Source organism: Allobosea sp. TND4EK4 (assembly GCF_900156025.1).
Taxonomy (GTDB): Bacteria; Pseudomonadota; Alphaproteobacteria; order Rhizobiales; family Beijerinckiaceae; genus Allobosea.
Genome location: NZ_FTMO01000029.1, coordinates 15,711 through 29,426, shown reverse-complemented (window position 1 = coordinate 29,426; position 13,716 = coordinate 15,711). Strand labels below are relative to the sequence as shown.

Here is a 13,716-nt window from a genome sequence, read left to right as displayed (position 1 = left end):
GCTGATCGACGTGGTCAGGCTGCAGAAGGCCGGCGAGCGCGACGCCGCGCACGACATCTTCGACGCGCATCTGCCGCTGATGCGCTACGAGCAGCAGCAGGGCGTGGGGCTCGCCGTGCGCAAATACACCATGATGAAACGCGGCATCCTGGCCAGCGACGCCCAGCGCAAGCCCGGATCGGCGATCAGCGCCGCGGCGAAGGCCGAGGTGGACTACCTCCTCGCGCGGGTCGCGAAGACCGATCCGCGGGCAAAGGTCTGAGACGCTGTTCGGCCGAGCGCGGGGAACCCCTCTCCTGCAAGGAGAGGGGCAAGGGTCGGGTGCGGGTCCCTTGACCGGTGAGGCAACCTCCTCACCGCCGCTGTCGCCGGGTTTCAGACTCCCCGTCAGACGGCCTGCCCCTCACCCTGCTCTCTCCCTCCGGGAGAGGGTCCCCGCCTTTCATTCGGCAAGGGGACCTGGGCTCAGTGCCCCTTATGCGCGTCGTCGCCCTTGGCGGCGATCGAGTCGACCTTGAACTCGACATCGACGGTGCCGGCCTTCTCGAAGGTGAGCGTGCCCTTCATCATCTCGCCCATCTTGAGCGGCTCCTTCAGGTCCATGAACATGATGTGATAGCCGCCGGGCTTGAACTCGACCTTCTGGCCGGGCGCAATCTCGATGCCGTTGTCCAGCGGGCGCATCGTCATGATGCCGTCCTTGACCGCCATCTCATGGATTTCGGCACGCGCCGCGAAGGGCACGGAAACGGCGACGAGACGATCGGGCGCGGTGCCCTTGTTCTCGATCGAGAGATAGCCGCCGCCGACCTTGGCACCGGCCGGCGTGGCGCGCGACCAGGGGTGGCCGATCTGCAGCGAGCCGACCTTGAAGCCATGGGCCGAGGCGGCCAGGGCGGCGCAGGAGACGGCGAGCGCGAGGGCGCCTGCGACAGCGAAACGAGCGAAGTTCATCGTGATATCCTTGAGGGCGGCCGCAAGGCAGCCGCGAGGAGAGGCCGGAGAGCGCGGGCGCATCGTCCGGAACGGCATCGGTGAGACAGAAGAGCTGGCTCAGGCCGCAGGCGGCGCGCGCGAAGGCGGCAGGCCCCGGACGACGCCCTGCGGCAGGCTCTCGCGGAACACCGCCTCCGGCGCGACAACGCCCGCCATCCGGACGATGACGACCGCAGCCGCGGCCGGCGGCACGGCGAATACGGGATTGTGCGCGCAACCCTTGCAATGGGCGAATTCGCCGAGCGGCGCGGCCGGCCCGTCCTGTTCGCCCCCACCCGGAAGCGCGGCGCCCGAGCACAGAACCGCACCGAGTTCGGCACCGATGGCCTGCCCCGCCGGAACCGGCGCAAGCGCGACCGCCAGCACGGTCAGTGCATAGGCCGCAGCCAGCCACGCCCCGAGGACGGAGCGGCGCAGGCTCTCGAGCATGCTGGCGCGGGCGATCATGGGCGCAGTTGTCGTCGGTTCGGGGCCGCCGTCAAGCCGCGGAACGGCGCAGCGGCCCAGCTCTTTGTCGCGGCTCAAATCCGGGGTTGGAGAAAATCCTTCTCTGCCGGATCGTTTCTTTAAAAGAACACTGCGATTGACATAGCGGACGGTCTCAGCGAAGGTGAGCTCGCCTTCGGGGAAGCCCGGCGGCCGCGGAGATTTGAGCGAGCAGCTTGCACCGCGTCACCAAATGCTAAAGCGCCACGACGTGGTCGTGGGCTCCATCAGCAGGAGACGAGCATGACCATCGCGAACACCTTCTTGAGCCGATCGCACTTCCTCCTCTGCTGTTGTCGACGCTGAGACGCAGCGGGCCTCCGGCCCGCCCCGCCTCCACCATCATCGTCACGCAAGCCGCCATGCCGTGCGGCGCAGAGGTTTGAACCCCATGTCATCGATCGCTTTTTCCGGCCGGCACAGCCCGGCCCAGCAGGCCTATGTCATCGAAGTCGGCGAGACCCAGGCCGGGCTCGTCAACCGACGCGAGGACGAGCGCTTCTTCACCTTCATCGCCGCCGATGCCAGCTTCCGGGCGCTGGACGGCCACCGCTTCGCCACCCCCGGCGCGGCCGAATATGCGGCGCGGTTGCTGGCTCGGCCGCGACCGGCTGCGGCTTTCCGGCTGGCGTCATAGGCACGGCCATGCCGCTTTTCCTCTCTCTCTGGCGCCATATCGCCGGGCGGTTCGGCCGGTCCCGGTCCGAGGCGGGTTTCGACGAAGCCCGGCGCCGGGCGCTTCGCTCGGTCACGCTCGAGCAGCTGCGCGACAGCGATTGGCCCTGCCATCCCCATTTCTGAGGTCATGATGAACGCTCCCGTCAAACCCGGTGCCTTGGGCATCGGCGCGCGGCCCCTGGCTGCGCCAGACCCCATCATCCGCTTCGAGCGGATCGGAAAAGCCTATCCGGGACGGCGCGGCCAGCAGGCGGTGACCGCGCTGTCGGGCATCGACCTTTCCGTTCCGGCCGGCGCGATCGTCGGTGTCATCGGCCGCTCCGGCGCCGGCAAGTCGACGCTGATCCGCCTCGTCAACGGGCTGGAGAAGGTTACGGCCGGGCGCCTCCTGATCGAGGGCGAGGACGTGACCGGCTTGAACGAGGCCGGCTGGCGCCGGCGGCGCCGGGAGATCGGCATGATCTTCCAGCACTTCAACCTGCTCTCCTCGCGCACGGTGTTCGACAATGTCGCGCTGCCGCTCGAGATCGCCGGCACGCCGAGGGCCGCCATCGCCGCCAAGGTCGAGACGCTGCTCGCGCTGGTCGGCCTCGCCGACAAGCGCGAGCGCTATCCGGCCGAGTTGTCGGGCGGGCAAAAGCAGCGCGTCGGCATCGCGCGTGCGCTCGCCACGGACCCGAAGGTGCTGCTCTGCGACGAGGCGACCTCGGCGCTGGACCCCGAGACGACGCGGTCGATCCTCGCCCTGCTCAAGCAGGTCAACCGCGAGCTCGGCCTCACCATCCTGCTGATCACCCACGAGATTCCGGTGATCAAGGAGATCTGCGACCGCGTCGCGGTGATCGAGGGCGGGCGCATCGTCGAGGAGGGCGACACCTTCTCGGTCTTCACCGATCCGCAGCATCCGACCACGGCCCGCTTCGTCGAGGCGGTGACGGGCGTCGAGCTGCCGGCTCATCTCGAAGGGCGTATCCGGCGGGATGGCCGGCCAGGCGACGATCTCGTGCTGCGCATCACCTTCACCGGCGAAAACGCGACGGCGCCGGTCATCAGCCGGCTCGGTTCCGTGGTCGGCGTGGACGTCAACATCCTCGCGGGGCGGATCGACGCGATCGCGGGGCGTCCCTTCGGCAGCCTCCTGGTCTCGGTGCCGTCGCGCCTGCCGGAAAGCGAGGCGGTCCTCGCCGCCCTCAAGACCCTGGACCTCAAGGCGGAGGTGATCGGCCATGTTTCCTGAGATCATCTCCCCGCAGATCCTGCAGCTGATCGCGCAGGCGACGGTCGACACGCTGAGCATGGTTGCGGTCGCGGCCGGGCTCGGCACCCTGATCGGCCTGCCGCTCGGCGTCTTCCTCGCCACCAGCCGGCGCGGCGAGCTGTTCGCGGCGCCGGCGGCCAACCTGCTGCTGGGCACGCTGGTCAACGCCACGCGCTCGACGCCCTTCATCATCCTCGTCGTCGCGATCATCCCCTTCACCCGGCTGATCGCGGGCACGTCGATCGGCACCACGGCCGCGATCGTCCCGCTGACCGTGGCCGCCACGCCCTTCATCGCGCGGCTGATCGAGGGCGCGATCCGCGAGGTCGACCAGGGGCTGGTCGAGGCGGCGCGCGCCATGGGCGCGACACCTCTCCAGATCGTGCGCAAGGTGCTGGTGCCCGAGGCGCTGCCCGCCATCGTGCTGGGGCTCACGCTCGCCGTCGTCAGCCTGATCGGCTTCTCGGCCATGGTCGGCGCCGTCGGCGGCGGCGGCCTGGGCGATCTCGGCATCCGCTACGGCTACCAGCGCTTCATGCCCGAGGTGATGGCGGCCGTCGTCGCCGTGCTGATCGTCCTCGTCCAGGCGGTGCAGAGCTTCGGCGACCGCCTCTCGCGCCGGCTGAACAAGCGCCTGCGTCACACCTGATCCCGATTTCCACGTCTCAATCCGAAGGAAGACCGACCATGACCACCGCTTTCACCCGCCGCGCCGCGCTCGCCGCCGGCCTCGCGCTGTCGCTCGCCGCCGCTCCCGCCTTGGCGCAGACCACGCAGGTGGTCCGGATCGGCGTCTCCCCCGGCCCGCATGCCGAAATCCTGGAGAAGGTGAAGCCGCTGCTCGCGAAGAAGGGCATCGACCTCAAGATCATCGAGTTCTCGGACTATGTCGTCCCGAACCAGGCGCTCGACGCCGGCGAGCTGGAGGCGAACTCCTTCCAGAACCAGCCCTATCTCGACAACCAGGTGAAGGATCGCGGCTTCAAGATCGAAAGCGTCGGCCTCACCGTCAACTTCCCGCTCGGCATCTACTCGGCGAAGTACAAGAACTGGGCCGAGGTGCCGGACGGGGCAACCGTCGCGATCCAGAACGACCCGACCAATGGCGGCCGCTCGCTGCTGCTGCTGCAGGACAAGGGCGTCATCAAGCTGAAGGAGGGCGTCGGTTTCAAGCCGAGCCCCGCCGACATCATCGCCAATCCGAAGAAGATCAAGGTTCTCGAGATCGAGGCGGCGCAGACCCCGCGTTCGCTCGCGGACGTCGCCGCCGCCGCGATCAACACCAACTATGCCGTCGATGCCAGGATCGACCCGGCCTCGGCCATCCTCCGCGAGGACGCCAAGGGCCCTTACGTCAACGTCATCGCCGTGCGCAGCGCGGACAAGGACAAGCCCTGGGTCAAGACGCTGGTCGACAGCTACCACACGCCCGAGATCAAGGCCTTCGTCGCCGAGCGTTTCAAGGGCGCCGTCCTCGCCGGCTGGTAATCCGCTCCTCCCACCTGGCTCTCATCGCGCCAGGCGCCTGCCCCGGATGCGCCGCATCCGGGGCACTTCTTACGGGTCTGCGTCATGCCCGGGCTCGACCCGAGCATCCCATGACGAGATGGCTCCTTGCCCTGTCCGGCCCGAGATTCTCGGATCTGCGCTTTGCGTCGCCCGAGAATGACGCGCAAGCCAGTCCCTAGTTCGCAATCTTCCCCAAAGCGAAGAACTGCGTCTCGCCGGAGGAATCGTCGACGCCGTCATTGTCGGTGACGACGAAGAGGTTGCCGTCCTTGTCGACGGTCATGCCCTCGACCTTGTCGAGGCCGTAGCCATTGAGCGCCATCAGATCAGGGGTCAGGTCGCGCAGCAGCTTCTTCTCGACGGTCGGGATCGTCGCCGACCCGACGGCGGCAGGCGTCAGCCCCTTGACCGAAAAGGTCGCCAGCGTCTTCACCGCCTTCGCGCCGAAGAGATTGTCGCGCTCGATCACGGCGAAGCGGTCGTTGCCGAGATAGGTCAACTCGGAGAGGCCCATCCAGGCGCCGGCGGCCGGCGCCGTCAGCGGATAATGCAGCGCGCCCCAGCTCTTCGTCGCAGGCTTGTAGGCCAGGATCTTGGTCTTGCCCTTGGGATCGTCCTTCCATTCCCGCTGCACCGCCAGCCAGACGGTCTCCTCGGCGCCGGAACCCGTCACCGCCACGCCCTCGAAGCCGAAGCGGGTCGCCTGCTTCGCCAGTTCTTCCGGCAGCGTGATCTCTTCCTCGACCTCGCCCTTGGCCGAGACCCGCAGCAGGATGTTCTGCGTCGGCTTGTCCTTGTGCTCGGGGTTGCCCTCGGAGGCCAGCCAGAAGCCGCCGCCGGAGCGGGTGGCGATGCCCTCGAGATCATAGGCGGCCGGCTTGCCGTCCTTCGTCACGGTGATCCCAGCCGTGATCCGGGCCGGCTTCTGCGTGGCGTCGATCTCGAGGATGCGCGACGGGGAATAGGCGCTGTCGGTGACGGCGTGGAGCCGGCCAGCCAGCGTCGGATGCGCCGTCAATCCCGACAGTGCTCCCCAGCCGATCGGGGCGCCCTCGACCTCGGCCGAGACGAGCGTCGGATAGGCGGCTGGCGCCTCGCCGCGCTGGTAGATCGTCACGGCCGAGCGCGGCCCGCCCTTGGCGCCGAGATCGGCCTCCGAGGCGGTGACGAAGAGATTGCGCTGCGGGATGGCGAGCAGCCCCTCCGGCGCGATGCCGCCCGGCAGGGCCTGCAGATAGCGCGGCGCGCGGCCCGGCCCCTCGTCGCTGTAGACCAGCACCAGCGAAGCGCGCTCCAGCCCGACGAAGATCAGCCTGTCCTGGCCGTAGGTGCCGACTTCCATGCCCTCGGGCTCGCTGCCCTTGGCGGCAGAACGGCGCTCGGGATAATGGCCGAGCTGCATCGCGATCCGGTCGACCGTATTGCCGGAGTCGAATTCCACCGTGCCGTCCTTGCGGAAGATCGTGAAGCCGCGCGATCCGCCTTTCCAGTCACCCTCATTGGCGGTGACGAAGCGGTCATTGTCGAGCCAGCGCACGGCATCGGGCTCGCGCGCCACGCCCTTGAGCTCCTCGACAGGCCGGATCTGGCCATCGCGGGTCTTGTCGATGCCCTTCAGATCGACCGTGCCGGCGGGGAAATGGGCAGCCAGCTTGCCCGTCTTCGTGTCGACGATGGCGATGTGGTTGTTCTCCTGCAGCGTCACGGCCGCAAGCCCGTCCTGGTTGACATCGACGAATTCCGGCTCGGGATCGGTGGGCTCGACCGCCGCGATGCCGGTCACGTCGACGACCTGACGGGAGGCGCAGTCGATCGCGCCGTCCTTGATGCCGATCAGGGTCACGCTGCCCGCCGGCAACTGAGGCAGGGCGCCCTTGTTGAGCTTCTCGTCGCGCTCGTTCTCGATGGCGATGACGATCTTCGTCTTGTCTTTTGTCAAGGTGACGGAATCGGGCTGGCCGCCGAGATCGCAGGTCGCGGTCACCTGCCTCGTCTTGAGGTCGACCGTCGCGAGATGTCCGGCCGGCTCCTTGAAGTTGTCGCCGGAGGTGACGACCGCGACGAAGGCCTTGTCGCCGAGGATGGTGACCGAGGTCGATTCGCCGCCGAGCGGCACGAAACCGGCGGGCTTCGGCTGGGCGGCGTCACGGATGTCGATCAGCCCCAGCGCCTTCTGCTCGCCATCGGTATAGGCGAGCAGCGTGCCATCCTCGTTGGCGGCGATGATCTCGGCCACCGTCTTCTTCGCCGGGTCGCGATCCGAGGGAAGGTTCAGCGGGACCTGGAAAGTGGCGATGCGGTTGAAGACCGGCTCGGCCAGGGCCGTGCCGGCCAGCATCAGTGAGGCGAGGGCGGCGAGAACCGAAGCGTGGCGCATGAACGGAATCCTCTGGCCTGAATGGCTGCGAAGGTCCCGCTATGGCGGCATCATGACAGTTGCGTGACGGCTGCCGATGCGGCTCACGCGGTCGCCGAGGAACGCATGGCGGAGCGCGTCAGCCCCGTTGCCTCCATCGCCGTCAGAGCCAGGACGGTCGCGGCTTGGGCGAGCACGAAGGCGATGCCCAACCCCGTCGGCGCGAACCATCCGCCCGCGAGCAGAAGCAGGCTGTCGGTGATCCAGACCAGATTGACGGCGATCACAGCGAAGGCCGCGAGGCGGGGCACGTCCTGCCGGATCGCGAGCCAGACCAGCACGGCAGCGCAGGGCAGCAGGAGAAGGCCCGCGCCTCTCAGGAAGGGCGCGGGCAGGCCGAGCCACGCAGCAAGCGGAGCGGCGGCGACGGCCAGCAGCGCCCCCATGGCGGCGCAGGCGATAGCGTCGAGGGCGAGCGCGCGGCGCAGCAGCGGCGAGGATTGGATCATCGTCATGACGGTCTCCCGGGCAGGAGGCGCCGGATGGACGCCTCGGTTGCAATGGAGGCAGGTTGACCGCTGCGGGACGTGCGGTCGATTAAGCCGGAGGTAATTGGAACGGCGCCGGGGGCCCGGTAGCGTGCCGAGCATGAACAGCCATCGCAGCGCCGCCATCGGCCCCCTGATCCGCGACTGGCGGCGGCAGCGCCGGATCAGCCAGCTCGATCTCGCCCTCGAGGCGGAGATCTCGCAGAAGCACCTCTCCTTCGTGGAGAGCGGCCGCTCGCAGCCCAGCCGCGACATGGTGCTTCTGCTGGCAGAACATCTCGGTGTACCGCTGCGCGAACGCAACACGCTGCTGCTCGCGGCGGGCTACGCGCCTGTCTATCTGGAGCGGGCGCTGGAGGATCCGGCGCTGCGGGCGGCGAAATCCGCCGTCGATCTCATCCTGGCGGGGCATGACCCCTGCCCGGCGCTGGCGGTGGACCGGCACTGGACGCTGCTTTCCGCCAATGCGGCGGTCGGCCCCCTGCTGGCCCTGGTGACCGAGGCCGATCTGTTGCGTCCGCCGGTCAATGTGCTGCGCCTCGCGCTGCACCCGGGAGGGCTCGCCGGGGCGGTGCTCAACTGGGCCGAGTGGCGCGGCCATCTGGTCGCGCGGCTGCGGCAGCAGGTCCGGGTGGCAGCCGATCCCGTCCTCGTCGATCTGCTGGCGGAATTGCTGGCCTATCCGGCGCCCTCGGCGACGCAGCACGCTCCGCATGCGCCGGCTGACGAAGCGGCAATCGCCGTGCCGCTGCGGCTGCGGGTCGGGAAGGCGGTGCTGTCCTTCATCTCGACCACGACCGTCTTCGGCACGCCGGTCGACATCACCCTGTCGGAACTCGCGCTCGAGACCTTCTTTCCGGCCGACGCGGCAACGGCCGCTGCCCTGAGGGCCATGGCCGAGGCGCGGCACGGCAGCGGAATCTGACCCTCGGGTTCGTCCGGAACCTTCCGCAAGGTGGCCGGTTGTTCAAGCGACGCCGCGGGGGCGGCACGAAATTCAACAGAAGGATCAGGACGATGGGTAGCACCATGGACAAGGTCAAGGGCATGGCCAACGAGGCCACCGGCAACGTCAAGCAGGCTGCCGGCAAGGCCGTCAACAAGCCCGAGTGGGAAGCCGAGGGCAAGGCCCAGGAAATGAAGGGCGAAGCCCAGCAGGCGCTCGGCAAGGGCAAGGACGCCGTCAAGAACGTCGTCGACAAGGCCTGAGACGCAGCTCTCACGGATATGGAAAGGCCGCCCGATGGGCGGCCTTTTTTCGTTCGGTCTGTCCGGTGGCTCAGGCGGTGCCGCCCAGCCCCCCGAGGAAATCCTTGACCCGGCCGAAGAAGCCGGCGGTCTCGGGGTGGTTGCTGTGCGAGCTTTCGCGCTCGAACTCCTCCAGCAGCTCACGCTGCCGGGCCGTGAGCTTCTGCGGGGTCTCGATCACGACCTGGATGTAGAGATCGCCGACCTCGCGCGAGCGCAGCACGCTCATGCCCTTGCCCTTGAGGCGGAACTGCTTGCCGGTCTGCGTGCCTTCCGGAACCTTCACCCGGGCCTGCTCGCCCGACAGCGTCGGAACCTCGATCTCGCCGCCGAGCGCGGCGGAGACGAGCCCGATCGGCACCCTGCAGAACAGGTCGGCGCCGTCGCGCTGGAAGATCGCATGCGGCTTGATCGAGAGGAAGATGTAGAGGTCGCCCGCCGGGCCGCCGCGCAGGCCGGCTTCGCCCTCGCCCGCCAGCCGGATGCGCGTGCCGTCCTCGACACCGGCGGGAATGTTGACCGACAGCGTGCGCTCGCGGGTGACGCGTCCCGCCCCCTGGCAGTTCTTGCAAGGGTCGTCGATCACCTCGCCGCGGCCATTGCAGGTCGGGCAGGTGCGCTCGACCGAGAAGAAGCCCTGATTGGCCCGGACCCGGCCATGGCCGCCGCAGGTCGGGCATAGCCGCGTCTTCGAGCCGGGATTGGCGCCGGTGCCGGAGCAGGCCTCGCACGACACCGAGGTGGGGACGCGGATCGAGGCGTTCTTGCCGGTAAACGCATCCTCAAGCCCGATCTCGAGGTTATAGCGCAGGTCGGCGCCACGCTCGCGGCCATTGGCCGCGCGCGGTCCGCCCCGCGCCCCTTTCTCACCGAAGAAGGAATCGAAGATGTCCGACATGAAGTCGGAGAAATCGGGATTGCCGCCGCCCCCGCCGCCCTGCTCGAAGGCGGCATGGCCGTGGCGGTCATAGAGCGCGCGCTTCTGGCTGTCGGAGAGGACCTGATAGGCCTCGTTGATTTCCTTGAACTTGATCTCGGCCTGAACGTCGCCGGGATTCCTGTCCGGATGGTGCTGCATCGCCAGCTTGCGGAAGGAGCTCTTGAGCTCGACCTCCGTCACCGTGCGGCTGACGCCGAGGATCTCGTAGTAATCGCGCTTCGACATCGAAACGTTCTGTCCCTGTGACCCGACGCAAGAGGGCCGGGCGGCGAAGCATCGGACCGAAAGTGGAGGCCACTTTCGGGCGGTTCCGATGCTTCTACAACACAAAGGATCATCGTGATCGCGTCCAGTTGGACGCGCGATGATCCTGGCCCGGCCTCTGGCACCCGTTGGCGTCGCAGCGTGGCGCGCCGACGCCATTCCTGAACGAGATGGCCGGGTCGAGCCCGGCCATGACGTCCTTAGCAGAGCGCGGGTTTACGCGCTCTTCTTCTTGTCGTCCGAGACGTCCTTGAAGTCGGCGTCGATGACGTCGTCCTTCTTGGCCTCCTCGGCATGGCCGCCTTCGGCGCCGGCGCCCTCAGCCTGGCTGGCGGCGTACATCGCCTCGCCGAGCTTCATCGAGGCCTGCATGACTTCATTGGTGCGGGCCTTGATCGCCTCCGGGTCCTCGCCGGTCAGCGCGGTCTTCAGCGCTTCGACGGCGGTCTCGATGGCCGACTTGTCAGCCTCGGAGACCTTGTCGCCATAGTCCTTCAGCGACTTCTCGGTCGAATGGACCAGGCTCTCGCCCTGGTTCTTGGCCTCGACCAGCTCGCGGCGCTTCTTGTCCTCGGCGGCATTCGCCTCGGCATCCTTCACCATCTTCTGGATGTCGGCCTCGCTGAGACCGCCGGAAGCCTGGATCTTGATCTGCTGCTCCTTGTTGGTGGCCTTGTCCTTCGCCGTCACCGAGACGATGCCGTTGGCGTCGATGTCGAAGGTCACCTCGATCTGCGGCATGCCGCGCGGGGCCGGCGGAATGCCCATCAGGTCGAACTGGCCGAGCATCTTGTTGTCGGCCGCCATCTCGCGCTCACCCTGGAAGACCCGGATCGTCACCGCGTTCTGGTTGTCCTCGGCGGTGGAGAAGACCTGGCTCTTCTTGGTCGGGATCGTGGTGTTGCGGTCGATCAGGCGCGTGAACACGCCGCCCAGCGTCTCGATGCCGAGCGAGAGCGGGGTCACGTCGAGCAGCAGCACGTCCTTGACGTCGCCCTGGAGCACGCCGGCCTGGATCGCGGCGCCGATGGCGACGACCTCGTCCGGGTTGACGCCCTTATGGGGCTCCTTGCCGAAGAACTGCTTCACCACCTCCTGGACCTTCGGCATGCGGGTCATGCCACCGACGAGGACGACCTCGTCGATCTGGCCCGCCGAGATGCCGGCATCCTTGAGCGCCTTCTTGCAGGGCTCGATGGTGCGCTGGATCAGGTCGTCGACCAGGCTCTCGAACTTGGCGCGCGACAGCTTGATCGCGAGGTGCTTCGGACCCGACGCGTCGGCCGTGATGTAGGGCAGGTTGATCTCGGTCTGCGCCGTGGTCGACAGCTCGATCTTGGCCTTCTCGGCGGCTTCCTTCAGGCGCTGCAGGGCGAGCTTGTCCTTCTTCAGGTCAATGCCCTGCTCCTTCTTGAACTCATCCGCGAGATACTCGACGAGGCGCATGTCGAAGTCCTCGCCGCCGAGGAAGGTGTCGCCGTTCGTGGACTTCACCTCGAAGACGCCGTCGCCGATCTCGAGGATCGAGACGTCGAAGGTGCCGCCGCCGAGGTCGTAGACCGCGATCGTGCCGGCCTGCTTCTTGTCGAGGCCGTAGGCGAGCGCGGCCGCCGTCGGCTCGTTGATGATGCGCAGCACCTCGAGGCCGGCGATCTTGCCGGCGTCCTTGGTGGCCTGACGCTGGGCGTCGTTGAAATAGGCCGGGACGGTGATGACCGCCTGGGTGACGGGCTGTCCGAGATAGGACTCGGCCGTCTCCTTCATCTTGGTGAGGGTGAAGGCCGAGATCTGCGAGGGCGAGTAATCCTTGCCGTCCGCCGCAACCCAGGCGTCGCCGTTCGGCGCCTTGGCGATCTTGTAGGGGACGAGGCTCAGATCCTTCTGCGTCATCGGATCCTCGAAGGTCCGGCCGATGAGGCGCTTGATCGCGAAGAAGGTGCGCTCGGGGTTGGTGACGGCCTGGCGCTTGGCCGGCTGGCCGACGAGGCGCTCGCCATCATCCGTGATCGCGACGATCGACGGGGTGGTGCGGGCGCCTTCCGAGTTCTCGATGACCTTCGGGGTCGAGCCTTCCATCACTGCGACGCAGCTGTTGGTCGTGCCGAGGTCGATACCAATGACTTTACCCATGGATGGGATCCCTTTCGATTGAGCAGATCGCCGGCCCGCGCTGCGTTGTGCAGCGCTTGCCGGCCCATGGACCGCCTCGCCCCCGCTTCAGCGGCGAACGAACCGGCATTCCACGTTTGACGGTGGTTTAGACCGCCCCTTGGCGGCGTATATAGTGAGGGTGTTCCCGCCCTTGCAAGACAGGCGAGCCGATTAAGAATCACATGGCCGGACGGCCGTTCCGGAGCCCGCGCACGGCATTTCCGGGCCAGGTGTGTCCCCGCCGCCCTTGCGGGCGCAGGCGCGCGGGACCATTCATCGCCTCTTTGCCATTTGCAGAGGTTCGATGCGGAAGGTCACGCGTCTCTTGCCGGTCCTGGCGGCTTCGGCGGTGCTCGCGCTCTGCGGGCGCGCCGGCGCGCAGCCGCTGCAATTGCCCGGTGCCCAGCCCTTCAATGCGCCGGGGACCCAGCAGGTCCTGCCGCCTACACCCGGCGCGCCTGCGGCTCCGCGCCAGCCGAGCATGCCGGCCATCAAGGTTCCGGCCGAGCAGGACATCCTCGGCAAGGCCCTGCACCGCAACGGCAACCATGGCTCGGCGACCCTGACGAAACTCGGCACGGGCTATGGGCTGAAGCTCGATCTCGACGGCTTCCAGCCGCCCAATCTCACCGAGCCCTGCGCGGTGTCCTTCGGCGAGGCGCCGGTTCCGGTGACGGCGCTGGGCCGGCCGGCCGGCGTGCCGCGCTATCGCCTGGAAGCGCCGATCTGCCCGATCGTCTTCGACATTCTGGACGGCGCCTTCCTCGTCGTCGAGCCGAACGAGCCCTGCGTGGTCCAGGCCGCGCAATGCCGCATCGATCCGCGCGGGCTGTGGGGAGCCGATGCACGCACAATCGCCGCGCAGGCCAAGGAGATCGAGCGGGCGCGCGGCAGCGCCGAGCGTGCCGTGCGGGAAGGCTACCGGACGCTGACCGCCAAGTCCGACCCGGTCGAGCAGCGCACGATCGCGCGCGAGCAGGCCGGCTTCTCGGCCGAACGTGAGACGATCTGTCGGGATTTCCAGCGCGAAGGTCAGGTCGGCTTCTGCGCCGCCCGCATCACCGAGGCGCGCGCCGCCCATCTGCGCGCCCGGCTCGGCCTCGGCACCGAGCCGAAGCCCGCGGCGAAGCCGAAGCCGCGCCCGGCAGCGCCGAGGCCGGCGCCGCTTTCCCTGACGCCGACGCAGTAGACGCGTTTCCCCGCGCCGGCCGAGGCCGCGCGCCCCGGCGGTTAGCGCCCGGTTTACTACCTTTGCCTGCTGCCCGCAGCATCCACACCAAAC

At 68.1% G+C, this 13,716-nt stretch carries 13 protein-coding genes and 1 pseudogene; 8 read left to right on the top strand and 6 right to left on the bottom strand.

What is annotated here, in order from left to right; genetic code table 11:
* Positions 1–262, top strand: a pseudogene (locus tag BW981_RS21050) (dihydrodipicolinate synthase family protein); the annotation flags it as partial.
* Between the two features lie 203 nt (positions 263–465).
* On the opposite strand, the gene BW981_RS21045 reads toward BW981_RS21050, so the two are convergent.
* Complete coding sequence (locus tag BW981_RS21045; protein ID WP_076442796.1) at positions 466–954, bottom strand: copper chaperone PCu(A)C; 489 nt, start codon at positions 952–954, stop codon at positions 466–468.
* A 99-nt stretch (positions 955–1,053) separates the two neighbouring features.
* Complete coding sequence (locus BW981_RS21040; protein ID WP_076442788.1) at positions 1,054–1,443, bottom strand: DUF2946 family protein; 390 nt, start codon at positions 1,441–1,443, stop codon at positions 1,054–1,056.
* A 430-nt stretch (positions 1,444–1,873) separates the two neighbouring features.
* Here BW981_RS21040 and BW981_RS21035 point away from each other — a divergent pair, with 430 nt between their 5' ends.
* The 4 genes from BW981_RS21035 (at position 1,874) to BW981_RS21020 (ending at position 4,906) form a co-directional block, all read left to right on the top strand.
* A complete protein-coding gene (locus tag BW981_RS21035) occupies positions 1,874–2,119 on the top strand; it encodes a hypothetical protein (RefSeq protein ID WP_076442786.1) in 246 nt (81 codons plus the stop codon).
* 171 nt (positions 2,120–2,290) lie between these two features.
* Entirely contained in the window at positions 2,291–3,397 is a 1,107-nt protein-coding gene (locus tag BW981_RS21030; RefSeq protein WP_076442794.1) for a methionine ABC transporter ATP-binding protein, read from the top strand.
* Between the two features lie 4 nt (positions 3,398–3,401).
* Positions 3,402–4,067: a methionine ABC transporter permease gene (locus BW981_RS21025; RefSeq protein WP_076442792.1), complete on the top strand. Its 666-nt coding sequence runs from the start codon at positions 3,402–3,404 to the stop codon at positions 4,065–4,067.
* A gap of 38 nt (positions 4,068–4,105) precedes the next feature.
* Entirely contained in the window at positions 4,106–4,906 is an 801-nt protein-coding gene (locus BW981_RS21020) for a MetQ/NlpA family ABC transporter substrate-binding protein (protein WP_076442784.1), read from the top strand.
* 196 nt (positions 4,907–5,102) lie between these two features.
* Here the strand turns inward: BW981_RS21020 and BW981_RS21015 are convergent, their stop codons facing one another.
* Together BW981_RS21015 and BW981_RS21010 are read right to left on the bottom strand one after the other, a co-directional pair.
* Entirely contained in the window at positions 5,103–7,304 is a 2,202-nt protein-coding gene (locus BW981_RS21015; protein ID WP_076442782.1) for an esterase-like activity of phytase family protein, read from the bottom strand.
* Positions 7,305–7,387: 83 nt separating this feature from the next.
* Complete coding sequence (locus BW981_RS21010; RefSeq protein WP_076442780.1) at positions 7,388–7,798, bottom strand: hypothetical protein; 411 nt, start codon at positions 7,796–7,798, stop codon at positions 7,388–7,390.
* 133 nt (positions 7,799–7,931) lie between these two features.
* Here BW981_RS21010 and BW981_RS21005 point away from each other — a divergent pair, with 133 nt between their 5' ends.
* Both BW981_RS21005 and BW981_RS21000 read left to right on the top strand, forming a co-directional pair.
* Positions 7,932–8,756 (top strand): helix-turn-helix domain-containing protein, encoded by an 825-nt coding sequence (locus BW981_RS21005; RefSeq protein WP_076442779.1) that lies wholly within the window; start codon positions 7,932–7,934, stop codon positions 8,754–8,756.
* 92 nt (positions 8,757–8,848) lie between these two features.
* Positions 8,849–9,040: a CsbD family protein gene (locus BW981_RS21000; RefSeq protein ID WP_076442777.1), complete on the top strand. Its 192-nt coding sequence runs from the start codon at positions 8,849–8,851 to the stop codon at positions 9,038–9,040.
* 70 nt (positions 9,041–9,110) lie between these two features.
* Here BW981_RS21000 and dnaJ read toward each other — a convergent pair whose 3' ends face one another.
* Both dnaJ and dnaK read right to left on the bottom strand, forming a co-directional pair.
* Positions 9,111–10,244 (bottom strand): molecular chaperone DnaJ, encoded by a 1,134-nt coding sequence (dnaJ, locus tag BW981_RS20995; RefSeq protein ID WP_076442775.1) that lies wholly within the window; start codon positions 10,242–10,244, stop codon positions 9,111–9,113.
* A gap of 255 nt (positions 10,245–10,499) precedes the next feature.
* Complete coding sequence (dnaK, locus tag BW981_RS20990; RefSeq protein ID WP_076442773.1) at positions 10,500–12,413, bottom strand: molecular chaperone DnaK; 1,914 nt, start codon at positions 12,411–12,413, stop codon at positions 10,500–10,502.
* Between the two features lie 325 nt (positions 12,414–12,738).
* Here dnaK and BW981_RS20985 point away from each other — a divergent pair, with 325 nt between their 5' ends.
* On the top strand, positions 12,739–13,623 hold the full coding sequence (locus tag BW981_RS20985; RefSeq protein ID WP_076442771.1) for an LptM family lipoprotein: 885 nt from the start codon (positions 12,739–12,741) through the stop codon (positions 13,621–13,623).
* The last annotated feature ends 93 nt before the right edge of the window (positions 13,624–13,716 follow it).